The following is a 22,681-nucleotide window of genomic DNA, read 5'->3' as shown; positions in this document are numbered from 1 at the left end:
CACCTTCTTTCAATCCGTGGCGGCCTTTCAAAGACCGCAGAAATAGCCGTTGGTTCTGGCCTTCTTCTATATTGTAGGGTGCTGCTTGCTGATCGTATTTAGAGAGAAAAGCTTATTTTTGCGAAATTCGGACATTTAATAAGAAGCAACGGCTGCGGCGTCCTTACAGTGACGGCACCCGTTGCTCGTAAAAACACAAGGTAAAGGATAATGTGAACTACTACTTTCTTGTATTCTAAAAAAAGCCGCAAGCCTCCGGGCGATTCCCGAGACTTGCGGCTTTGCAATCATGCTAGTACTGCACCATGACTCTCATTACACAATTTCTGCCGTGCTTTTTGGCTTGATAAAGTGCCTTGTCGCATATTTTAAAAAGGGTATTTAGAGAAATCCGCTCTGTTGGGATTACAGTAACCACACCAATACTGACCGTATAGTTTATCTGCATTCCGTTAACATCCGCCTCTAGAATGGAGGTTCTCAGCCGCTCGGCAATCTCACCGCTGGCGGCTTCACCCGCGCGCGGCAAAAGCACGGCGAATTCCTCTCCGCCAAATCTGCCGAACAGATCCTCCCGGCCCAATACACGCTCCATGGCCGCCGTGAAATTACGCAGCACCTTATCTCCTGCATCATGTCCGTATGTGTCATTAACATTCTTGAAGTGGTCGATATCCAGCAGCAGAAAAGAATACGGCTGGCCCTCACCGGCGACTTCAGCAATTAAGGACCGCGAGCGCAGCATAAAGGACCTGCGATTTAAAATACCTGTGAGCTCATCATATGTAGCCACTCGTTCCAGCTCTATATAGGATTGTTCTCGGAGCAGCAGCATAAAGCCCGCAGAGCCCAGAAAGATGAACAGATAGGCCGCGATGTAAAACAGCGCGATTATCCTTTCAATAATAACCCTCTCCAGATTGTGCTCCGAAATGAACACCCCTGCCCGGATCATAAACACAACAATGATAAACATGTACATAAGCCCCATCAGTTTCTGGAGCGGAGATCCAATCCGATTCATCCAGAGCACATATGCCGGATACAGGAAAAACAGTACTCCTTGAAGAGAGAGGAACGCAAGCAGAAACCTCAGGTCGCTGCCAAAGAGATTCAGAATCACAGCCCCGGCACAACTAAATCCTGCCATGATGATATAGTTGACCTTCACTCTGTTGCTGTACATCCCTAAAATAAGGAGCTGTGAAACAGCTTCTAAAGCTCCGCCAGCACTAAAAATCACAATAGATAGCGTAAAGAGGTTCCGGTGATCCAAAATATGCGGATATATCAGCAGCAGCCAGAATACGGTTTGCAATCCTTTTGCCGCCACGAATACCATTGAAGTCATATCCTTGGGATAACGGGAACGGTAAGCAATGACCAGCAGTACTGTTAACAGATTACCCAGCATAAACGTGAGCAGCAGTGTTGGAACATCAAGAACAAAGTAAATAGTTTCACCACCCTAGTACATTAACGCAATATGTTTCACTATACTATTTTTACCTGGCAGGCGGAAGTTTTTATTTCCCATATTTCAAAAAATACTCCTGCCCGCCCAAGTAGCGTCAGGAGTATTCAGAGAGCTTTGATTCACATGTTCCCTACAGCCACCGGCCCCGTACGACACGGTTCCGCCCTTCCAGCTTCGCCCGGTAAAGCGCCTTGTCGCTGAGTTTATACAGCATGTCCAGCGGGGTTCGCCGATTGGGAACAAGCGTGACAACTCCAATACTGACAGTAACCTTCAGTGAAATGCCCGGAAAGACTACATCCATGACGGCCTTCCTCAGAAGCTCCGCCTTACGGTCGCACTCCACCTCATCCACAGCACCCAGCAGGATCGTAAATTCCTCGCCGCCGAACCTGCCGAACAAATCTCCCTGATCCAGATTCTGCTGTATTACCCTGGCAAAGTTGGTCAGCACCTTATCACCGGTATCATGACCATAGGTATCGTTCACCTGTTTGAAATGATCGATATCCAGAACCATCAGGGAGACACGCTCCATATTCTTGACCGCCGTCGTAATCTTCTGCTGCGCCTGGATAATGAACGATCTGCGGTTAAGGATACCCGTCAGCTCGTCATAGGTAGCCACTTTTTTCAAATCCTCATAGGACTGCTCTTTGGAGAGAAGAATGAAACCAGCCGTTCCAAGGATTAAGAACATGTACATGCCTATGTAATAGAGCTGTTGAACCACATTCGGAGTAAATACCGTCATCAGTCCGGAAGCTGTCAGCGCGGCGATTCCCCTCCCCAGCATGCTGAAGGCGATAATATAGTAAAGGCTGCCCATGATCTTTTGCAGAGGAGTTCCATGTTTGTCAGCACTTAAATGATAAGCCGGATACACAATAAATAGGGCTGTCCAAAACGAAGCAGAAGCAATCCTCAGGTTGGATTCGTTATTGAAGATAAAGATAATCCCATAAGTTAAGGTGCTGGCTGCAGCCAGGAATACATAATAGTGCTTGACCCTGCGCGTGAACATTCCCATCATCATTAACAGGGCAATAAGCTCAAGGCATCCCCCGGCAAGCATCAGTAAATTGACGAGTGGCAGGGACAGCCAGGAGGGCACCCCGGTGAGCAGAGTCAGACCGCTCCATGAAGCCGCTTGCAGCCATTTCGAGAGTACGAAAAATGAAGAGGCGGAGTCCTTAGGATAACGGAGGCGGTACGCAGAAATGAGAAGTACTATAAACAGATTTCCAAATATAAGCGAAAATAGCATGGTTCTGATATCGAAAGCAGGGTTCACCTTTACACCACCATAATATGCGCAGGAATTCCCGGCAATGGAATTGTCCTTATCCAACTATCAACAGTACCGTTTCTGCCCGAAATATACAAGAGCAACCTTATCCTGTATAAAAAAAGCGTGCTCCCGTTCGGTATCCGAAAACGGGAACACGCTTTCTATTTCTAATCCAAAGTGGTCCTATGGTAGCCTATCGTTTCTTTAAAATATCAGCAAGTGTGTGGCTTACTTTCCAGATATCGCCCGCACCCATAGTAATCACCAGATCGCCTGGAGCAATCCGGTCCTCCAAATCAGCCAGCACATCTTCCTTTTTAGGCAGATAACGCGCACCAGCATTGCTATTCTGCACGATGAGCTCGACAAGCTTCGCCGAGGTTACCCCCTCAATCTGCTTCTCGCCGGCAGGTGAATAAATATCCGTGATGATAACCTCGTCGGCCTCCGAGAAGGCACGACTAAATGCATCCAGCAGAAAAAAGGTCCGTGTGTAGCGCTGAGGCTGGAACACGGCAATAATTCGTTTGCCTGTTGCCTTCGCAGCGCTAATCGTCGCCTGGATTTCAGTTGGGTGATGAGCATAGTCATCAATAACAAGAATATCATTCACTTCACCAAGCACTTGAAACCGCCGCTTGGCACCATTAAATTTCACTATAGCCTCAGCAATTGAAGAGAAAGGAATGCCTGCTTTCAAACAAGCAATTACTGTAGCCATCGCGTTGTAGAGGTTATGCTGTCCGGGAACAGACAACTCAATCCGGCCCAGAGTCTCACCGTAACCACTCATGGTGAATGACAATTGGCGGTCTCCGAGCACAATATCGGAAGCCAGATAATCCGCTGACTGGGATTGAATGCCGTAAGTAATGACCTTGCCCTTAACTTCCGGCAGCAGGGAGATAACATTCTCATCATCCACACACACGATTGCGGTTCCGTCTTCCGCAAGATGATTCATAAATTGCACATAAGCTGCTTTTAAACGATTGAAATCACCACCATAATTCTCCAGGTGATCCGCTTCAATATTAGTCACAATGCCAAGCCAAGGGTGATACTGGAGGAAAGAGCCGTCGCTTTCATCGGCCTCGGCTACAACAAACTCCCCTTTTCCCGCTTTGGCGTTGGTACCTACGTTCATGATCTCTCCGCCGATAATGTATGTGGGATCCACACCACACTCTTCCATTACAAGTGCGATCATCGATGAGGTTGTTGTCTTGCCATGTGCACCAGCTACAGCTACCCCTTTACGCTCATTCAGCAAACGCGCCAGCATCTGCGAACGATGGATGATCGGGATATTAAGCCGCTCCGCTTCCACCCATTCTACATTGTCATTGGACAATGCCGTAGAATAGACAACAAGATCCGCACCTTTAACCTGCTCTGCCGTGTGCCCGATATACACCTTGGCACCTTTGGCAATTAATTTCTCCGTCAGTTCCTGAGCAGCCACGTCCGAGCCTGTGACGGTATAACCCATCTCCAGCATCACACGGGCAATAGCGCTCATCCCGTAACCGCCAATCCCTATAAAATGAACACGTTCCGTATTATCCAACAGTTGTCACCAGCCTTTTTCAGAATCGGGTTGCTGCAAAATTGCGCCGCGCACATCTGCGATTAAATACAGCGTTCCGGAAACGACCGCCAAATCGTCCTCTGACGTCCGCGCCTTCAGCAGTTGCAGCGCCTTACCCCAATCATGCTCTACTATAATTTCCAAATGCTCTTTTGCATATTTCTTCCGCAGACTCTCCACGATTCCACGCAGGTTCTCCGCGTCCATTTTCTTCCGGAAATCCGGTTCGGTCAGGATGAGCGTATCCACTATAGGCAGTATATGCTTCAAATATGATTCATGATGCTTGTTTGAGAGCATGCCCATAAGCAAATTTAATTTGCGGTACGTGTAGAACTGTGGAAGACTTCTGGCCAGGCTTTCGGCGCCTTCCGGATTATGAGCCCCGTCCAGCACAATTCTTGGAGAAGTACTGACCTCTTCCAGTCTTCCCGCCCAGAACGTATCACGAAAGCCCTTCAATACATCTTCATCATCAAGAATAAACGCCATATACTGGCGGAGTACCTCCAGTGCCATCATGGCTCCGGCGGCATTCGCGATTTGATGGTCGCCTTTCATGGCAATTTCTATATTGATGCTGCGGAACGGCCCCTTAAAGGTGAAAGCTTGTACGCCGCTGCCGATGCCATTGCTTTCATAGGTGAAATCTTCTCCTGCCAGATATAGCGTACTCCGGCATTCAGCCGCTTTGTTCTTTAGCACGGCTAAAGCTTCCGGTTGGTTCACACAACTGACCACAGGTACTCCTGGTTTGATAATACCCGCTTTCTCCGTTGCAATCAGCTCCAGTGTATCGCCAAGCACATCTGTATGGTCGTAACCCACATTAGTAATCACCGACACAATTGGCGTAACAATATTCGTTACATCCAGCCTTCCCCCAAGCCCTGTCTCCCATACGACCACATCAGGATAACATTCCTGCGCGTAATACAGAAGAGCAAGCACTGTTGCCACCTCGAACATGGTAGGGGAACCAAGTTCAGTCGCTGCTATTTCTTCCACCAGCGGAAGAAGAATATTAGCCAGTTTAGTCAGTATCTCCTCCGGTATATCCTCACCATTATACTGAAACCGGTTCGTGAATTTCGTAATATAGGGGGACGTAAATGTCCCCACGGTATACCCGCTTTGCAGCAGAACACTTGTCAAAAAAGCACAGGTCGAGCCTTTGCCGTTCGTCCCGGCTACATGAATGAACTTCAGTCTACGCTCGGGATGTCCCAGACGCTCCATCAGCAAGTCAACCCGTTCGAGACCTGGACGGATGCCAAACGGGATGAGGCTGTTGATCCAGTCTACAGCCTCACTATAAGTCCCTAAAGGGGCGGTTCTGCCGCCCCCAAGTATATCTTCCATGTTCTTTATCCTCTCAGCTCTGCGATGCGGGCAAGAACTTTCTCTCGTTTGGCGGAGTAATCCGCCTGCTTGGACCGTTCCTCTTCGATGACTTTGGCCGGTGCCTTGGCTACAAAGCCCTCGTTGCCCAGCTTCTTATCCACACGCTCCACTTCACTGTTCAGAACCTGTACTTCCTTCTCCAGACGGGCAATTTCCTGATCGATGTCGATCAGACCCGATAATGGTAAAAGAAGCTCAGCTCCTGTAACGACAGCGGACATAACCTTCTCCGGCGTTTCCGGATTTAGTCCCGCCGCGAAGGACGATGTGTTGCAGAAACGGCTGATATAGCTGTCATTGCGGGTGATGATACCCAAAGTAGCTTCATCCGCAGCTTTGACGATCAGATCTACCTTCTTACTCATCGGCACATTTACCTCAGCGCGGATATTACGCACAGCCCGAATCATGTCCATCAGCAGGTTCATCTCCGCAACCGCTTCGGCATTCTCCAGGGCAGCGTCGTACTCAGGCCAAGCCGCAAGTGTGATGGTCTCACCCTCATGCGGCAGATGCTGCCAGATTTCCTCTGAAATAAACGGCATAAACGGATGAATCAGGCGCAGCGTGCGATCCAGCGTATAGGCCAATACAGACTGTGTCTTAGCTTTGGCATCGGCATCCGAACCGTAAAGCGACAGCTTCGCGAACTCGATATACCAGTCGCACAGATCATCCCAGATGAAATTGTACAGCTGGCGGCCGATCTCGCCAAATTCGTATGTGTCCATTAGACGCGTAATTTCGCGGGAAGTTTCGTTCAGGCGGTGCAGAATCCAGCGGTCAGCCGTTCCGAGATTGCCCGTAATATCGATATCCCCAAAGTTCACACCTTCCAGATTCATGAGTGCAAAGCGTGAGGCATTCCAGATCTTGTTCGCGAAATTCCGCGCCTGCTCTACCTTCTCCCAGCGGAACCGCAGGTCCTGACCGGCGGTGCTGCCGGTAGAAATCATATAGCGCATCGCATCAGCACCATATTTCTCGATAACCTCAAGCGGATCTACGCCATTGCCCAGCGACTTGGACATTTTCTGCCCTTCGGCATCCCGCACAAGTCCATGCATTAATACATCGGCAAAAGGCTTCTCCCCAGTGAATTCCAGAGCGGTAAAGATCATGCGCGCCACCCAGAAATAGATGATGTCATAGCCGGTCACAAGGACATTGTTCGGATAAAAACGCTCATAGTCCTTGCTCGTCTCATCCGGCCAACCCATTGTCGAGAAAGGCCAGAGAGCGGAGCTGAACCAGGTATCCAGTACATCCTCGTCCTGTTTCAAATCATCCAGGCCGCTGATTCTGCGTGCTTCTTCCTCATCACGGGCCACAACAATCTCACCAGTAGATTCGGAATACCAGGCCGGAATACGGTGACCCCACCACAGTTGACGGGAGATACACCAGTCACGGACATTTTCGATCCAGTTCAGATAGGTCTTCTCAAAACGTTCAGGTACAAAATTAATGCCATTGCCGCTCTTCTGTGCGGAGATTGCCGCTTCAGCCAGCGGTTGCATTTTAACGAACCATTGTGTGGACAGATAAGGTTCTACTACGGCGCCGGAACGCTCGCTGTGTCCTACCTGATGCACATGATCTTCAATAGAGATCAGAACACCCTGTTCCTTCAGATCGGCTGTAATCGCCTTACGGCAGTCACTGCGGTCCAATCCCTTATATGGTCCGGCTTCATCATTCATTGTGCCGCTTTCATCCATTACGTTGATCTGCGGAAGATTGTGGCGCAAACCTACCTCAAAGTCATTGGGGTCATGTGCCGGGGTAATTTTAACCGCTCCGCTGCCAAACTCTTTGTCTACATACTCGTCAGCAATTACCGGGATTTCACGGCCGATAATCGGCAGCACCAGCATTTTACCGATCAAGTGTTTATACCGGTCATCTTCTGGATGAACTGCCACCGCTGTATCGCCCAGCATTGTCTCCGGGCGGGTGGTGGCAACTGTAATCGAACCGCTTCCGTCTTTGAGCGGATAACGCAGATGATACAGATGACCATTAACTTCCTTGTATTCTACCTCAATATCCGACAAAGCCGTACGGGCTGCAGGGTCCCAGTTGATAATACGTTTACCGCGGTAAATCAGGCCCTTCTCGTACAATTTAACAAATACTTCACGAACCGCTTTGGACAGACCATCGTCCAGGGTGAAACGCTCGCGTGAGTAATCAAGAGAGAGGCCCATCTTGGCCCATTGCTCGTGAATCGTTGCCGCATATTGATCTTTCCAGTCCCAGACCTGCTCCAGGAACTTCTCACGGCCGAGGTCATGTCGTGAGATCCCCTGTTGGCGGAGCTTCTGCTCTACCTTCGTCTGGGTAGCAATTCCCGCGTGATCCGTACCAGGCAGCCATAATGTATCAAAGCCCTGCATCCGCTTGGTGCGGATCAAGATATCCTGAAGTGTGAAATCAAGCGCATGTCCGATATGAAGCATCCCTGTTACGTTGGGAGGAGGAATCACAATGCTGTAAGGCTGTGCATCCGGGCGCTGGCCCGCACGGAAATATCCACCCTCGCTCCAATAGGGATACCATTTCTGCTCCGCTGCTTTGGGATCATAGGTTGTAGGCATACTGTTCTTTGAAGCTTGTGCCTCTGTGTGTTCCTCCGTCATATCCTGCTGGCCCGCCAAATCTGCCTGCGTCAGGTTGTTATGTTCAGCCATAGTTCTGATACCTCCGTTAATGTCAAGATCCTTGTATTTAAATACAAAAAGGCCCTCGTCTCAAAGGACGAAAGCCATTCTTTCGCGGTACCACCTTTGTTTCGCGTTAAGAAAAAGAAACACCACTCCGGCTTGATTCATCTCCCCGGCGGCTTAACGCGACACTTATGCAGATAACGGCTGCTGCCGGCCACGTCCTACACTGCTTCACTATAGTGAAGACAGATTCAGACAGGCGACTCCGGGGCGACTTCGGCTGGCATGCATCCTGCGGAATTTCACAGCTGTTACTAATTCCGCTCTCTGAAGGGCTGACCGCCTACTCTTCCCGTTCCCAGTCTTTGACCAGATATTGCTTACTCCATAATACCTGTAGAGTCAAGCTTTAGTCAACCTGGGATACGTACAAAGCCTTAAGGGATATACAAAACCTGGCCTTCCTCAACATTCTGTCCGGAGAGGCGGTTATACATTCCCAGCTCGCGGGCACTCAGATGATATTTCTCGGCTATGGTATCCAAAGTATCTTCACGCTGGACGATGCAGAGACGTACCTTGCGGAATAAATCGGCACCTTCCACACCGCCGATGAATCTGCTCTTCCATTCGGTATCTCTGGCTGAACTAATTGCAGCTGCAGCCGGAGCAGCCTCCAGAGCCTGTGCTTCCTCCAGCTCTTTACGGGAGCGGCTGGAGTTCAACAGAGCGGAGAATGTCATCGGCTTATGGTCTTCTGCCTTGGCTGCCTTTTTGCTGCCCAAAGCAATTTTCACATCCGGTTTCTCTTCTTGTACAGGGGGAGCTTCTTCTGCAATAACTTCCTCCTCAGCAGGAAAAGGCATCAGTTCTGGAGCATTTTCAAGATTTTCGATCTTCTCTGGATAGACATCTTCAATGTAGGTCTCATTGCTCACCTCAGAAGCAGCGGGCTCCTCACTGCGTTCATTGACGTATGCCCCCAAATTCCAGATCTCTGCTGCCGGCCGGACACTCTCTGGCTCCGCGTCATCCTTCTGTTCATTCGTTAAGCTGTGAGTATGGACGATAAGCCCCTCGGCGGATTCATCCACTTCACCTTCTCCAAAGGTCCATAGCGAATTCTCATACAAGGCATCACTTTCTTGCTCACCAGCAGCATTAATACCTTTTAGCCGTTCTTCCTCTGGACTGTAGGCAACTGTGTACTCTTCCTGCTGCCAGACCGGCAGCGATTCCGCTCCTCCGATTCCCCGGAGGGAGAGTACCCCTGTTATGTTCACACTGCGCATTGTAAGAAGATCAATATCGAAATTCTCAATCTCCACCCCTATGTCTTCAATCGAGCTGACGCGGGTCAGCGGTACTGTAATCTCAACAGGAATGGCGTGTTCCAGGCGCTGTGTTCTGTCATCTTCACTCCGGTAGAGGCCGGTCAGCAGCAGCTGTCCATACAGCTCTGCCCGGTCCTCCCGCTGAATGACCTGGATTTCCGGGATCAGTTCAACCTCTTCCAGCTCAGCGATTCCCGGGAGCTCCTGAGGGAGATGAACGCGTTCATAAATATCAAACCGCAAGCCGTGGGACTGGTCAAACACGGGAATTGTCCTCCTTCTTGGCATAATCTAACCCTAAGACAAACTCAGAGTATGGGCCCAAACTGTTACTCCCCTCATGTATATGCATAAAAAATGGACACATGACAATTTTGCGGTGTCCTAATGCACTGACACAGGCCCATTCTCTGAGGGATACCATGATATCTAGCGTAAGATAGGTGCGCACCCTGCTCCTGCTTGTTCTGCGTACACATTGAGATCAATACCCCAAGCTCCTCCATACGGCTGAAATAGCTCCAGACCGGTCCTGCAGCCTCAAGTAAGCCTCACCTGCCTCAAAGCCGTATCGCCCCAGTTCAAACTGCGAGATTCCATATTCCTGATGCTATCTTCTCCCTCTATTCAAATTGCGGACTTCTGTAAGCTGCAAACAATAACGTATTATATGTCAGACCGGAATATGAGGACATGGATAGATGTTTCTATTCCAACACTTTGGGCTTATCATTCACCCACACGACAAAAAGGACCCCTACCGCTATTCGGTTAGGGTCCTTTGATATTAAAGATGTCTATAAGTGAGATTCTCCGCTTGCCCGATATTGATTGCACAGAGTAACCATATCTTCTGGCAGCGGGTCCTGAATCTCCAGCTGTTCTCCGCTCCATGGATGCCTGAATGCCAGCGAAACACCGTGCAGAGCTTGGCGGTTGAAATGCTCAACCTTTAGCTTTGGCGTGCTCTCCCCATAAAGGGGATCGCCAAGTAGCGGATGCCCCATATGGCTGAGATGGACACGAATCTGATGGGTGCGGCCTGTCTCCAGCATTACGTGCAGCAGGCTCGCCCGTTCCCACACCTCGCAGCTGATGATTCTGGTAACCGCCGGCTGACCCCCAGGTGATACCCTTCTGCGGGCCGAATGATGGCGGTCCTTACCGATCGGCAGATCAATAACCTTTAGAGACGGGAGCACTTTCCCCTGTACAACTGCAGCATACAGCCGGGATATGGCCTTGGCCCGCATCGCTTCGTCCAGCACAAGTTGGGCGAATTCGTTCTTAGCATAGAGCACTGGGCCTGTGGTGTCCTTGTCCAGACGATGAACATGGCGGACGGCTGTCGCCTCACCGGAAGATGTGTAATGGGCTGCTACCAGATGATCAAGCGTAACAGCCCCTCCACTTCCGTCGGGATGAACAGCCACCCCCGCCGGCTTATGAACGACAAGGCAGAAATCATCCTCATACAGAACCTCTAAGGGTTCCCATACCGGTTCAATACCAGTCTCCCTTTCAGGGAACAGGGCGATCCGAAGGCGGTCACCTTGCATGGCAATTCCGCCTTCCTTACGCAGGCGTAAAAGCAGCTTCTCCGGCATACCTACCGTCTCCAGCAGCCACCGGTCCACTGCAGCATCTTTGTCTTCCGCTCCGGTTAGTATTTTGCCGGGAGTAACCTCCAGCCATTTACCGCGTCTAGCCCAGCGGCCTCCGCCCAATGCTTCCAAGGTCATCATAAAGCCTTAAGCGCCTGGCGATGTGCTTCTATTGTATCGTCTATATCCTGAATGCTATGCACCGCTGATACAAACATGCCTTCGAACTGGGAAGGCGGTACGCTGATGCCGCGGTTCAGCATTTCACCGAAGTAACGGCGGAACGTATCCAGGCTGCTGCTCTTGGCCGTATCATAATTAATAACCGGACCTTCTGTGAAGAAAGGGCACACCATGGAGCCGACCCGATTAATGGTCAACGGCACCCCAGCTTCAATGGCATTCTGTCTCAATCCATCCTCCAGCCGGCTTCCCATCTGTTCCAGGCGTTCATAGACTTCCGGCGTCAGCAGCTTCAATGTAGTAAGACCCGCTGCCATCGCAAGTGGATTGCCGCTGAGCGTACCCGCTTGATAGATCGGTCCTGTTGGCGCAATGCTCTCCATAATTTCTCTGCGGCCGCCATAAGCTCCTACAGGCAGTCCTCCGCCGATCACTTTACCGAAACAAGTCAAATCGGGAGTAATGCCGTACAAACCCTGAGCACAATTCAGGCCGACACGGAAGCCAGTCATTACCTCATCACAGATGAGAAGTGCACCGTACCCCGTAGTTAACGTGCGCAAGCCTTCGAGGAATCCAGGCTGCGGTGGAACCACACCCATATTCCCGGCAATCGGCTCCACGATAATGGCAGCAATCTCACTGCCATACCGTTCAAAGGCAACTTTGACCGCTTCCAGATCATTATAAGGAACTGTGATGGTGTTAACTGCTACGCCTTCAGGTACACCGGGACTATCCGGAAGACCCAGTGTCGCTACACCGGAACCTGCCTTGATCAGCAGGCTGTCTGCATGCCCATGATAGGAGCCCTCGAACTTAAGAATTTTACTGCGGCCTGTGTAGCCGCGGGCCAACCGGATAGCACTCATCGTAGCTTCCGTTCCGGAGTTAACCATCCGCACGATATCCACCGACGGTACACGCTCGACAACCGTCTTAGCCATTTCTGTCTCTAGCAGCGTTGGTGCTCCAAAACTGGTCCCTTTCACTGCCGTCTCCTGCAGCGCCTTCACGACTTCAGGATGTGCATGTCCCATAATGAGCGGTCCCCAGGAGCATACATAGTCAATAAAGGTATTTCCGTCAATATCGTATATTCTTGAGCCTTCGCCCCTGTCGACATATACCGGGGTCAGACCTACGGATTTAAACGCCCGTACCGGACTGTTCACCCCGCCGGGAATATATTTCTTCGCCTCTTCAAAAGCGTTCCGGGAAGCTTCTTCCCGGCGCGCGGCATATTTCATATTCATGTACTTGTCCACTCCTCTCTGTTATTCACGCAGCCAGCGGGCAGCGTCCTTCGAGAAATAAGTAATAATGATGTCTGCACCCGCACGCTTCATGCCGGTGAGCATCTCCATAACGATTTTTTTCTCATCGATCCAGCCTTGCAGCGCTGCAGCCTTCACCATGGAGTATTCACCACTGACGTTGTAGGCAACCAGCGGAAGATCGAATTGATCCCGGATCGTCCGGATCACATCCAGATAAGCAAGCGCCGGTTTGACCATCAGCATGTCCGCACCCTCCAGCACATCACTCTCCGCCTCACGAATGGCCTCCCGCAGATTGGCAGGGTCCATCTGATAAGTCTTGCGGTCTCCGAATTGTGGCGCGGAGTCAGCGGCTTCACGGAATGGCCCGTAGAAAGCCGAAGCATATTTCACCGAATACGACATAATCGGCACATGCTCATAACCCGCATCATCCAGTCCGGCACGAATGGCAGCGACAAAACCATCCATCATATTAGAAGGCGCGATGATATCCGCCCCGGCTTTTGCCTGAGAAACTGCCGTACGTGTAAGTAGCTCCAAGGATGCGTCATTGATAACATCCCCATGCAGCACACCGTCCACCGTATGGGTATGTACCATACCGCAGTGTCCATGGTCAGTGAACTCGCACAGACAGGTATCTGCAACCACCAGCAGCTCAGGATACCACTGCTTGATGAGCCTTGTTGCTTCCTGTACGATACCGTCCTCAGCATAGCCGGATGAGCCGACAGCGTCCTTCGTTTCCGGGATTCCGAACAGTAAAACCGCAGGGATTCCGAGTGCCGCTATCTCGTCCACTTCTTCCTTCAGGGTATCCAGAGAGAAGTGATAAACACCGGGCATTGACGAAATTTCACTCTTCACTCCGGTGCCATAAGTTACAAATATAGGCTGGATCAAATCCAGCACATTTAGCACGGTTTCGCGTACCATCCCGCGAATGCCGGCAGATCCGCGCAAACGGCGGTGTCGTGTAATAGGGAAAACCATGGTTGCTCTTCCTCCTATAAATGTCTTGGATTAATATGTGAATGTATATATAAGTCTTATGACTTGCTATCCGCATTCCAGCGGCACAGTTCTGCTAATAGACCCGATATCGTGGCCTCTGCCGGCAGAAGTCCCGGGGTAAGCCCCGCGTCAACAGCCGTCTTCTCGGTTACTGGACCGATACAAGCAATCTTAACATTCGCCAGCAGCGGAAGCGGATCTTCAAGTCCCATTCGCTGCAATATCTGCAGGAAATTGCGTACGGTTGATGAACTCGTGAAGGTAACGGCATGGATCCGCCCCTCCTGGAGCAGCTTCAGCAGTTCATCATCATCCTCACCAGTTACTACGGTCTCATAGGTATCTGCTACCGTTACCTGGAGTCCCAGCTCCTTCAGCTTGTCCGGTAGCCAGTCGCGGGCAAGATCGCCGCGGGGCAAGAGCACCTTCTGGCCCGGGAGAAGATCTGCTCCCAACGCATCGATGAGTCCTTCCGCCTGGAAACGGGCAGGAAGTTCTTCAGGAATTAATCCTCTGTCCGCAAGTGCAGCCGCTGTAGCCGGTCCCACTGCAGCAATCCGTGCATGGAACATACTGCGGACGTCCACACCCAGTTCTCGAAGATGGCGGAAAAAGAAGTCCACTCCATTGGCGCTCGTGAAGAATACCCAGTCGTAACTGTCCAGCACCGATAGCGCAGCAGCAATTTCGGCCTTCTGTTCTTCCCCATTCGGCATAACCGTCTCAATGACCGGGAATTCATAGGCTTCCCCGCCCAGCTCATCAATGGCATCGGTCAATTCACTTGCCTGACTTCGTGCACGCGTCACAACTATACGCTTGCCGAATAGCGGCAGCGATTCGGCCCACATGAGCTTCTCTCTCTGCAGGACAACATCACCGACAACAATAACCGCAGGGGATTGGAAATCCGCCTGTCTCACCTTGTCCTCAATATCGAGTAGCGTACCCGTTAAGGTCTCCTGCTCTGCGCGGGTTCCCCAGCGCACAAGCGCCACCGGTGTTTCCGGCGGCCGACCATGTTTCATCAGCTGATCTGCGATATAGCCGATTTTGGCTACCCCCATCAGAAACACCAGCGTACCCGTGGCATTCGTCACCTTATCCCAATGGATGGACTGATCAAGCTTCTCGGGACTTTCATGTCCGGTTATGATAGACAGAGATGAAGCTAGATCACGGTGTGTTACCGGAATGCCGGCATAAGCCGGTACGCTGATCGCGGATGTAATACCCGGAACAATCTCGTAAGCAATACCGTTTCTCCGCAACAGCTCAGCTTCCTCGCCTACACGCCCGAAGATTGTCGGATCTCCGCCCTTTAACCTCACCACCGTCTTCCCCTGAAGGGCAAGATCCACGAGCAGCTGGTTAATCTCCTCCTGTTTCATCGTATGGCGGTCAGGAAGCTTACCTACGTATATTTTCTCAGCACCCGGCTTTCTCGCTTTCAGCAGTCTGGGACTTGCAAGCCGGTCATACACAACCACATCACATTTCTGGATGCATTCCAGCCCCTTCACCGTAATGAGCTTGGCATCCCCGGGACCTGCACCTACCAAATACACTTTCCCTATCATGTCCTCATCCCCTTGCATCCGCCAAAATCTTCTCTGCTCCGTTAGCAATCAGTTTCTCCGCCACCGCCTGACCAAGCGCAACCGGATCTTCCCCAGTACAGGTCTCCTTCAAAATGGTCTCCCCGTCCGGGGTTCCCACCATTCCGGTTAATGTGAGCATCGCTGCTTTCGAAGCCTTCGCAGCATCTGAATTCGCTTCACTGTTCAATACGGCATAAGCTCCGATTGGTACCTGACACCCGCCATTAAGCACCCCTAAAAAGGTACGTTCCGCCATGACCCTAAGGGATGTAACCTCGTCATTATAGAGGGCGAGCAGACTACGAAGCTCCTCGTCATCTTCTCTGCACTCGATTCCAAGCGCTCCCTGCCCTACGGCAGGCAGACAGATTTCCGGCGACAGATATTCAGTCACCCGGTCCTCCCAGCCCATACGGGCAAGACCCGCCGCTGCCAGCAGAATAGCATCATATTCTCCGCTCTCCAGCTTGCGCAGACGAGAGTCAATATTGCCGCGCACCGGTTCGATCACAAGATCAGGACGCAGCGCAGCAAGTTGGCTTGCCCGGCGCAGGCTGCTGGTGCCGACACGGGAACCTTGCGGAAGATCACTCAAAGGAACCCCTTTTGCTGAGATCAGGCAGTCCCTGGGATCTTTGCGTTTCGGTACGGCTCCATTAATCAGTCCTTCCGGCAGTTCGGAAGGCATATCCTTCATACTATGCACAGCCATGTCGATCACTTTATCCAGCATGGCCTGCTCAATCTCCTTGACGAACAGTCCTTTTCCGCCGACTTTGGACAATGTGACGTCCAGAATCCGGTCACCTTTAGTTATGATTTTATGAATCCCGAACGTAAACTGAAATCCATGCTCCCGGCAAAGGGACTCCAGATCGGCAATCACTTGGCCCGTCTGTGTTAACGCCAAGGCACTTTGTCTGCTCCCGACCATAATCATCCGCATATTTATTCCTCCCGATGTTGGGCAATCCAGGTGTCAACCGACTCCTGACTCCACTCTATAAAGGTACCTTCTCTGATCTCCTTCAACACGTTAAGGCTGGTTAAACTCCCGAGAAGCCTGCTTCGGATCTCCGGCGAGCTCTCGCGTTTCTTGATCTCTGTACGCATACGATGCAAGAAATCCAAATACGGCGCGTATTCTTCTCCGAGTGTTTCATCCAGCAAATCACGTATGGCCATTACAGCCCCCGGACCGGCTCCAGAAGCCGATACCGCCACTGTCAACCGTCCGCGGCGGACAACGCCCGGCGTAATAAAGCTGCCTTCTTCAGCATGGCTCGCTACATTCACCGGAATGCCCAGAGTAAGCGCTTCTGCCGCCACTTCACGGTTCACTTCAGAATGATTGCTGGCAGCATATATGAGGAAAGCCCCGCGGGTATCTCCGGGAGCAAATTCACGGCAGTGCCAGTTCACGCGCTTGCTTGCAGCAAGTTCAGCCAGTGTCTGGTTCAATGCTGGACTAATGACGACAACCTCCGCTCCTGCTTCAAGCAGACCGTCAATCTTCCGCTGCGCCACATTACCTCCACCCACAACCAGGCATCGCTGCCCGGAGCAGTCCAGCATAATAGGCAGATATACCGTCATACGTATCACTCTCCACTCCAGCTGTGAAACTCCGACCATGAATTCAGCAGGAAATTTAAAATAATAAAGGCATAACCGACTGCAGCCAGCCGTGCCATGACCACCCCGCTCCGGCGGGCAGACCATTTCAATATAAGATATGTTATGTAAATAGCAAGCCCGGCAAACGTAGTAAGCACTTTTAAATCCTGAAACAGCGGCAGCCGTCCCTCAATGATAATCGAAATGCCGGCTACAGCGAGTGATACTGCTAACAGAGGGGTCCCCACGAGCACTGATAAAAAGGAATACTTATCTAGTGTCTCGAGACTTGGCAGACGGCGAACCCGGTCATTCCATTGTTTACTCTTCAGCCTGCTGTGCAGGAAGAGATACATTAATGCAAATACAGTTCCCAGTGTCAAAGCAGCAAAACTTAGATTCGCTAAAATAACATGCATGGCCAACCAGCCGTGCACCGCACTCCAGCTCTGGAGTGAATGATCACTTGCCGTCAGCCATACACGGTTAAGCAAAAACACACTAAATCCGGCGACACTCAGCAGCAGAACTGTAAATTCCCCTCTGCGAGTATACGCTAAAATAAGCGAAATCAGCACAATGCTGAAGGCAAACCAAAACAGGAAATCGTACGGAGTAAATAAAGGCAGTCCCTGCTCCTGGACAAACCGGATGCCCAGTCCAAGAGCCTGCAGTAAGCCTACAACAAGAAGAAGCCCCGTGCCAAACCGCTTTGCGTCCGAACTCCGTGTAAGGCAGTCCGAGAAATAAAACAGCAGGCTCAGGGCATAAAGCAGCAGGGCGGCATCGTATATTCCGTTAAGTGCATTCATAGGTTATCCGCCCAAGCTTGCCGGCGCAAAGGATGTTTTGGGAAGAAAATCGCTTTTTGGGGGAACTTTCTCCCCGGCCCGAAGGCCGTGCAGACCCGCTGCCCCAGCTTCACTCCCATTATCGGAATCCTCATCCAGCTGATCTTGCAGCGCAAAGATCTGGGAGAAATAGTCAAGGGCCTCATTTCCTTTTTTGCCCCCGGACATCTCCTTAATGACATTGATCGGATCATGCAGCATCTGGTTCACAATACTTTTAGTCAGGCGGCGGATCACCTTACGCTGATGCTCGTCCAGCTCCGGCAGCTTGTTAAAGAGACTCTCCATAGTATCTTCATGGATTGCATTGGACTTATCTTGAAGCGCACGAATGACCGGTCTAACCCCCAGTGTCTTCAGCCATAATTGGAATTCATCGATTTCTGTACCAATCATAACCTCTATCTTGGCAGCTTCGCTCCGGCGCATCTCCAGGTTATTCTCCACAATTCCTTCCAGATCATCGATATCGTAAAGAAACACATCCGGTACATTAGCAGCAGCCGGATCAATGTCCCGGGGAACAGCGATATCGATCATAAAAAGCGGACGATTCGGACGCTGGCTCATCCCTTCAGCGATTTGCTGGGCGGTCACCACGTAACCTTCTGATCCGGTCGAGCTGATGACAATATCAACCTCATTCAGATGCTTTAAAGCTTCCTCTATCGTACTCGGCTTACCCGAGAACTTCTCCGCCAGCTCCACGGCACGCGAAAGGGTACGGTTGGCGACGATGACCTCAGCCGCTCCACTGCTGTACAGATGCTTAACGGTCAACTCGCTCATCTTTCCGGCGCCAAGGATCAGCACCTTTTTACCTGTAAACATCCCGAAGATCCGTTTCCCCAGCTCAACTGCTGCATAACTTACGGAAACGGCAGTTTCTCCAATAGAAGTTTCACTGTGAGCTCGTTTGCCGAGCGTCACGGCCTGTTTAAAGAGACGGTTAAACCAGGTGCCGGTAGCACCTTCAGCCTGTGCCGTTAAAAAAGCATTGCGGACCTGTCCCAGAATCTGTGTCTCTCCGATCACCATCGAATCCAGACCGCAAGTCACACGGAATAAATGGGCGATGGCCTGTTCATCTTCATATATATACATATGCTGCGTAAATTGCTCACTTTTAATTCCAAACCACTGCTCGATGAAGCTGCGGATGAAATATCCGCACATATGAAGCCGGTCTACGACCACATAAATTTCCGTACGGTTGCAGGTAGCCACAACTACCCCTTCCAGCACGCTTTTTGTCTGCAACAGTTGGTGAAGTGCTGCCGGAATATCCTTCTCCGCAAAAGCGAACTGCTCCCTTACTGCGACAGGGGCTGTACGGTAATTCAGGCCAACGACGACGATATGCATGCCATGTTCACCATCCTAGTCTCATTTCATTGCTGTAGACACTGTAATAGATCATTATTATATTCATTAGATCCCAAATCCACAAAAACCGTGATCTCTATGTAAAGTATATCACACAGCATGGTGACTTCTTGACTATTATTTGAACGGTTTATGAACGCAGATGATAACTATTATAAATAAGAAGAAACGGTTTCGCCATCCATTGTTGGACGCTTTCCGTTTCTTGGAGAAAAAAACCATGGAATTCTCCATGGTTATCTTCGGTTATATAGGATGAATTCATTAATTTCGGCGGTTCATGCATAAGATTGAAACTGCTATTCCGCCATTTCTTCGTCACTGTCCTGAGCAGCCCCATCTTGTAGCTCCGGCGACTCCTCATCAGCAGCTTCATGCGATAAAGAGTAACTTTCAATCAAGGACCACAATTCATCCTTGCCGAGGCCAATCTCCGAAGAGAAAGGAATGAAATTATCTCCTGGAAGAACCCCAAGCTCCTGCTTCATGGCCTTGATGTGCTTCGGCCAGCGGGTCTTTGGAATCTTATCGGCCTTGGTAGCAACCACGCAAAGCGGAAGATCATAATGCTTGAGCCAGTCAAACATCATCTTATCATCGCTTGAAGGCGGATGCCGAAGGTCTACAATCAGCAATACCAGCTTCAGTGTTTCACGCTCAGCCAAGTATTTCTCGACCATTTTGCCCCAAACCGCCCGTTGCGATTTGGAGACTTTGGCATAGCCATAGCCGGGAAAATCGACAAGATAGAGCAATTGGTTAATCCGGTAATAGTTCATATGCTGCGTCTTCCCCGGTGTGGAGCTTGTCCGGGCCAGATTCTTACGGTCAATCATGCGGTTAATGAGGGAGGACTTCCCTACATTGGAGCGCCCTGCCAGAGCAATCTCCGGCAAGGCATCATCAGGGTATTGATCAGGGCCAACGGCACTGATCACAAATTCGGATTGGGTAACTTTCATAAGTCTTCCTTTCTAATGCATACTGCCAGGCGGCTCTGTACTAACTTCAATATTAGGATTCACGAGTGCATGCAGCAGCACCTGATCCATATGGGATACCGGTACAAACTCCACGTCGTTCTTCACACTTTCCGGAAGCTCTTTAAGATCCCGTTCATTATCTTTCGGAAGCAGGATTTTTTTGTATCCGGCCCGATGGGCAGCCAGCGACTTTTCCTTAAGCCCACCGATAGGGAGTACACGTCCGCGAAGCGTAATCTCACCAGTCATGGCTACATCCTTCGACACATACCGTTTGGTTAGTGCCGAGATTAAAGCTGTAGCGATCGTAATGCCGGCAGACGGACCATCCTTTGGAATCGCACCTTCCGGTATGTGAATATGAATATCATTTTTTTCGTAGAAATCAGGCTGCAGCCCCAGCTCTTCCGCTTTGGAACGGGTATAACTGAAGGCGGCTTGGGCGGATTCTTTCATAACATCACCGAGCTGTCCGGTCAGAATGAGCTTTCCGGTCCCCGGTACAACCGTTACCTCGATCAGCAGCGTATCGCCTCCAACCTCGGTCCAGGCTAAGCCCGTTACTGTTCCAATTTGATCGCTCAGCTCAGCCATACCATAGCGATATTTAGCCGTTCCGAGGTATTCCTTCACATCCTCCGGCTGCAGGCTCACAGCACCGTTCTCGTGAGATACGATCTTCTTGGCGGCCTTACGGCACAAAGCTGCGATCTGCTGTTCCAGATTCCGCACTCCGGATTCCCGTGTGTATTCCCGGATAATAAGCAGCAGTACCTCGTCATCAATGCTAAGCTGATCGTCTTCCAGACCGTGGTTCTTCTTCTGCTTCGGCAGTAGGTAACGGCTCGCGATCTGCAGCTTCTCAATCTCTGTATACCCAGGAATATAGAGCATTTCCATCCGGTCCAGTAAAGGACGCGGGATGTTGTGTACCGCATTGGCTGTAGTCACAAACATTACGTTGGATAAATCAAAAGGAAGCTCAACAAAATGATCACTGAACGTATTATTTTGCTCCGGATCCAGTACCTCCAGCAGCGCTGCCGAAGGGTCGCCGCGGAAGTCCGCAGCCATTTTGTCAATCTCATCAAGCAGGAACACCGGGTTGCTTGTGCCAGCGGTCTTCATGCCCTGAATAATCCGTCCAGGCATTGCGCCGACATAAGTACGGCGGTGGCCGCGGATTTCTGCTTCATCCCGTACGCCGCCCAGCGAAATGCGGACGAACTTGCGGTTCAATGAACGGGCAATGGATCTCGCAAGTGAGGTTTTACCTACACCTGGAGGACCCACCAGACAAAGAATAGGACCTTTCAGCTTCTTAACCAGCTTCTGCACGGCCAGATACTCCAGTACGCGTTCCTTCGGTTTCTCCAGCCCATAGTGATCCTCGTCAAGCACCCGTTCCGCCTTTAAGATATCCAGTTCATCTACAGTGACTTCATTCCATGGCAGTCCAAGCAGCCAATCCACATAGTTGCGGATCACGCCGCCCTCAGCGGAGCTTGCAGGCATTTTCTCCAGACGGTCGATCTCTTTCTCCGCCTTCTCTTTCACACGTTCAGGAAGATCCTTCTCTTCGAGCAGGGCACGCAATTCGTCAGCTTCACCGGCACGGCCCTCTTTGTCTCCGAGCTCCTTCTGGATCGCTTTCATCTGTTCTCTCAGATAATATTCCTTCTGCGTCTTCTCCATCTGCTTCTTCACACGCTGGTTGATCTTGCGCTCCAGTTCCAGCACTTCACGCTCATTATTAAGAATATCGAGCAGTTTCTCCAGACGCTTGCGGACATCTATTGTCTCGAGAATCTCCTGTTTCTCCTTAATTTTCAGAGCCAAGTGGCTTGTAATCACGTCAGCAAGACGGCCCGGCTCCTCAATATCAGATACAGCGGCAAGTGTCTCCGGCGTAACTTTTTTGGACAAGGTTATATAATGTTCGAACTGATTCAGGACCGTACGCATCAGCGCATCGCTCTCCTGATCCCCGTCTTCTTCTTCGGGCAGTTCTCGCGCTATAACCTCATAATATTCCTCGTTATCCGTGTACTGAATGATTTCAGCCCGCTCTACACCTTCCACCAGCACACGAATCGTACCGTTGGGCAGCTTCAGCATTTGCCGCACATTCGCGACAGTACCGATGCGGAATATATCCTCTTGTCCTGGCTCCTCGATATTGACTTCCGACTGGGAACAAAGCAGGATCAGATTATCTTCAACCATAGCCTTCTCTAACGCTCTGACTGACTTCTCGCGCCCCACATCCAGGTGAAGAACCATGCTTGGGTAAACAAGAAGACCTCTAAGCGGTAATAAAGGAAAACGACGACCTTTTGATTTATTGGGTATCATCGCCTTCGCACCTCCAATGGCTCTCAAGTAGTGGCATA

The 22,681-nt window shown here is 50.7% G+C and carries 16 protein-coding genes and 1 other annotated feature; all 16 genes read right to left on the bottom strand.

Going from position 1 to position 22,681, the window contains the following annotated elements; translation table 11 throughout:
* Window positions 1-292: 292 nt before the first annotated feature.
* Complete coding sequence (locus ACAN55_RS08585; RefSeq protein ID WP_379130829.1) at window positions 293-1,414, bottom strand: GGDEF domain-containing protein; 1,122 nt, start codon at window positions 1,412-1,414, stop codon at window positions 293-295.
* Window positions 1,415-1,607: 193 nt separating this feature from the next.
* Window positions 1,608-2,828, bottom strand: coding sequence for a GGDEF domain-containing protein (locus ACAN55_RS08580; RefSeq protein ID WP_379130827.1), 1,221 nt, complete (start codon window positions 2,826-2,828; stop codon window positions 1,608-1,610).
* 133 nt (window positions 2,829-2,961) lie between these two features.
* Complete coding sequence (gene murC / locus ACAN55_RS08575; protein WP_379130825.1) at window positions 2,962-4,338, bottom strand: UDP-N-acetylmuramate--L-alanine ligase; 1,377 nt, start codon at window positions 4,336-4,338, stop codon at window positions 2,962-2,964.
* A 6-nt stretch (window positions 4,339-4,344) separates the two neighbouring features.
* Window positions 4,345-5,721 (bottom strand): bifunctional folylpolyglutamate synthase/dihydrofolate synthase, encoded by a 1,377-nt coding sequence (locus tag ACAN55_RS08570; protein WP_379130823.1) that lies wholly within the window; start codon window positions 5,719-5,721, stop codon window positions 4,345-4,347.
* 5 nt (window positions 5,722-5,726) lie between these two features.
* Window positions 5,727-8,405, bottom strand: coding sequence for a valine--tRNA ligase (locus ACAN55_RS08565; RefSeq protein ID WP_379130912.1), 2,679 nt, complete (start codon window positions 8,403-8,405; stop codon window positions 5,727-5,729).
* Window positions 8,406-8,516: 111 nt separating this feature from the next.
* Window positions 8,517-8,801 (bottom strand) — a binding site (T-box leader).
* 68 nt (window positions 8,802-8,869) lie between these two features.
* Complete coding sequence (locus ACAN55_RS08560; protein ID WP_379130820.1) at window positions 8,870-10,030, bottom strand: LysM peptidoglycan-binding domain-containing protein; 1,161 nt, start codon at window positions 10,028-10,030, stop codon at window positions 8,870-8,872.
* Window positions 10,031-10,563: 533 nt separating this feature from the next.
* Window positions 10,564-11,511: an RluA family pseudouridine synthase gene (locus tag ACAN55_RS08555; protein ID WP_379130817.1), complete on the bottom strand. Its 948-nt coding sequence runs from the start codon at window positions 11,509-11,511 to the stop codon at window positions 10,564-10,566.
* The gene (gene hemL, locus ACAN55_RS08550) at window positions 11,508-12,809 is read right to left on the bottom strand and encodes a glutamate-1-semialdehyde 2,1-aminomutase (RefSeq protein ID WP_379130815.1); all 1,302 of its coding nucleotides are present in this window, start codon (window positions 12,807-12,809) and stop codon (window positions 11,508-11,510) included. Before hemL ends, ACAN55_RS08555 begins: the two co-directional genes overlap by 4 nt.
* A 21-nt stretch (window positions 12,810-12,830) precedes the next feature.
* Window positions 12,831-13,829 carry a porphobilinogen synthase gene (gene hemB, locus ACAN55_RS08545; RefSeq protein WP_379130813.1) on the bottom strand — a complete coding sequence of 333 codons (999 nt, stop codon included), beginning with the start codon at window positions 13,827-13,829 and terminating at the stop codon, window positions 12,831-12,833.
* A 56-nt stretch (window positions 13,830-13,885) separates the two neighbouring features.
* Window positions 13,886-15,430 carry a uroporphyrinogen-III C-methyltransferase gene (gene cobA, locus ACAN55_RS08540; RefSeq protein WP_379130810.1) on the bottom strand — a complete coding sequence of 515 codons (1,545 nt, stop codon included), beginning with the start codon at window positions 15,428-15,430 and terminating at the stop codon, window positions 13,886-13,888.
* A 4-nt stretch (window positions 15,431-15,434) separates the two neighbouring features.
* Complete coding sequence (gene hemC / locus ACAN55_RS08535; protein ID WP_379130808.1) at window positions 15,435-16,397, bottom strand: hydroxymethylbilane synthase; 963 nt, start codon at window positions 16,395-16,397, stop codon at window positions 15,435-15,437.
* A 2-nt stretch (window positions 16,398-16,399) separates the two neighbouring features.
* Window positions 16,400-17,047, bottom strand: a complete 648-nt coding sequence (locus tag ACAN55_RS08530) for a precorrin-2 dehydrogenase/sirohydrochlorin ferrochelatase family protein (protein WP_379130805.1) — start codon at window positions 17,045-17,047, stop codon at window positions 16,400-16,402.
* 5 nt (window positions 17,048-17,052) lie between these two features.
* A complete protein-coding gene (gene ccsA, locus ACAN55_RS08525) occupies window positions 17,053-17,880 on the bottom strand; it encodes a cytochrome c biogenesis protein CcsA (protein WP_379130802.1) in 828 nt (275 codons plus the stop codon).
* Between the two features lie 3 nt (window positions 17,881-17,883).
* Window positions 17,884-19,284, bottom strand: coding sequence for a glutamyl-tRNA reductase (hemA, locus tag ACAN55_RS08520; RefSeq protein WP_379130800.1), 1,401 nt, complete (start codon window positions 19,282-19,284; stop codon window positions 17,884-17,886).
* A gap of 320 nt (window positions 19,285-19,604) precedes the next feature.
* Window positions 19,605-20,267 (bottom strand): ribosome biogenesis GTP-binding protein YihA/YsxC, encoded by a 663-nt coding sequence (gene yihA, locus ACAN55_RS08515; protein ID WP_379130797.1) that lies wholly within the window; start codon window positions 20,265-20,267, stop codon window positions 19,605-19,607.
* A gap of 12 nt (window positions 20,268-20,279) precedes the next feature.
* The gene (lon, locus tag ACAN55_RS08510; RefSeq protein WP_379130794.1) at window positions 20,280-22,643 is read right to left on the bottom strand and encodes an endopeptidase La; all 2,364 of its coding nucleotides are present in this window, start codon (window positions 22,641-22,643) and stop codon (window positions 20,280-20,282) included.
* Window positions 22,644-22,681 lie beyond the last annotated feature (38 nt).

Source organism: Paenibacillus oryziterrae, assembly GCF_042610485.1.
Classification (GTDB): Bacteria; Bacillota; Bacilli; order Paenibacillales; family Paenibacillaceae; genus Paenibacillus_AQ.
This window is presented reverse-complemented; position numbering and strand designations above follow the sequence as displayed.

What these genes read in the sequence shown, in the direction of transcription:
- lon (WP_379130794.1), bottom strand. Translation starts at nt 22,643, where the DNA reads ATGATACCCAATAAATCAAAAGGTCGTCGTTTTCCTTTATTACCGCTT.
- ccsA (WP_379130802.1), bottom strand. Translation starts at nt 17,880, where the DNA reads ATGAATGCACTTAACGGAATATACGATGCCGCCCTGCTGCTTTATGCC.
- ACAN55_RS08565 (WP_379130912.1), bottom strand. Translation starts at nt 8,405, where the DNA reads ATGACGGAGGAACACACAGAGGCACAAGCTTCAAAGAACAGTATGCCT.
- ACAN55_RS08530 (WP_379130805.1), bottom strand. Translation starts at nt 17,047, where the DNA reads ATGACGGTATATCTGCCTATTATGCTGGACTGCTCCGGGCAGCGATGC.
- hemB (WP_379130813.1), bottom strand. Translation starts at nt 13,829, where the DNA reads ATGGTTTTCCCTATTACACGACACCGCCGTTTGCGCGGATCTGCCGGC.
- hemC (WP_379130808.1), bottom strand. Translation starts at nt 16,397, where the DNA reads ATGCGGATGATTATGGTCGGGAGCAGACAAAGTGCCTTGGCGTTAACA.
- ACAN55_RS08570 (WP_379130823.1), bottom strand. Translation starts at nt 5,721, where the DNA reads ATGGAAGATATACTTGGGGGCGGCAGAACCGCCCCTTTAGGGACTTAT.
- yihA (WP_379130797.1), bottom strand. Translation starts at nt 20,267, where the DNA reads ATGAAAGTTACCCAATCCGAATTTGTGATCAGTGCCGTTGGCCCTGAT.
- hemA (WP_379130800.1), bottom strand. Translation starts at nt 19,284, where the DNA reads ATGCATATCGTCGTCGTTGGCCTGAATTACCGTACAGCCCCTGTCGCA.
- hemL (WP_379130815.1), bottom strand. Translation starts at nt 12,809, where the DNA reads ATGAATATGAAATATGCCGCGCGCCGGGAAGAAGCTTCCCGGAACGCT.
- cobA (WP_379130810.1), bottom strand. Translation starts at nt 15,430, where the DNA reads ATGATAGGGAAAGTGTATTTGGTAGGTGCAGGTCCCGGGGATGCCAAG.
- ACAN55_RS08585 (WP_379130829.1), bottom strand. Translation starts at nt 1,414, where the DNA reads ATGCTGGGTAATCTGTTAACAGTACTGCTGGTCATTGCTTACCGTTCC.
- ACAN55_RS08555 (WP_379130817.1), bottom strand. Translation starts at nt 11,511, where the DNA reads ATGATGACCTTGGAAGCATTGGGCGGAGGCCGCTGGGCTAGACGCGGT.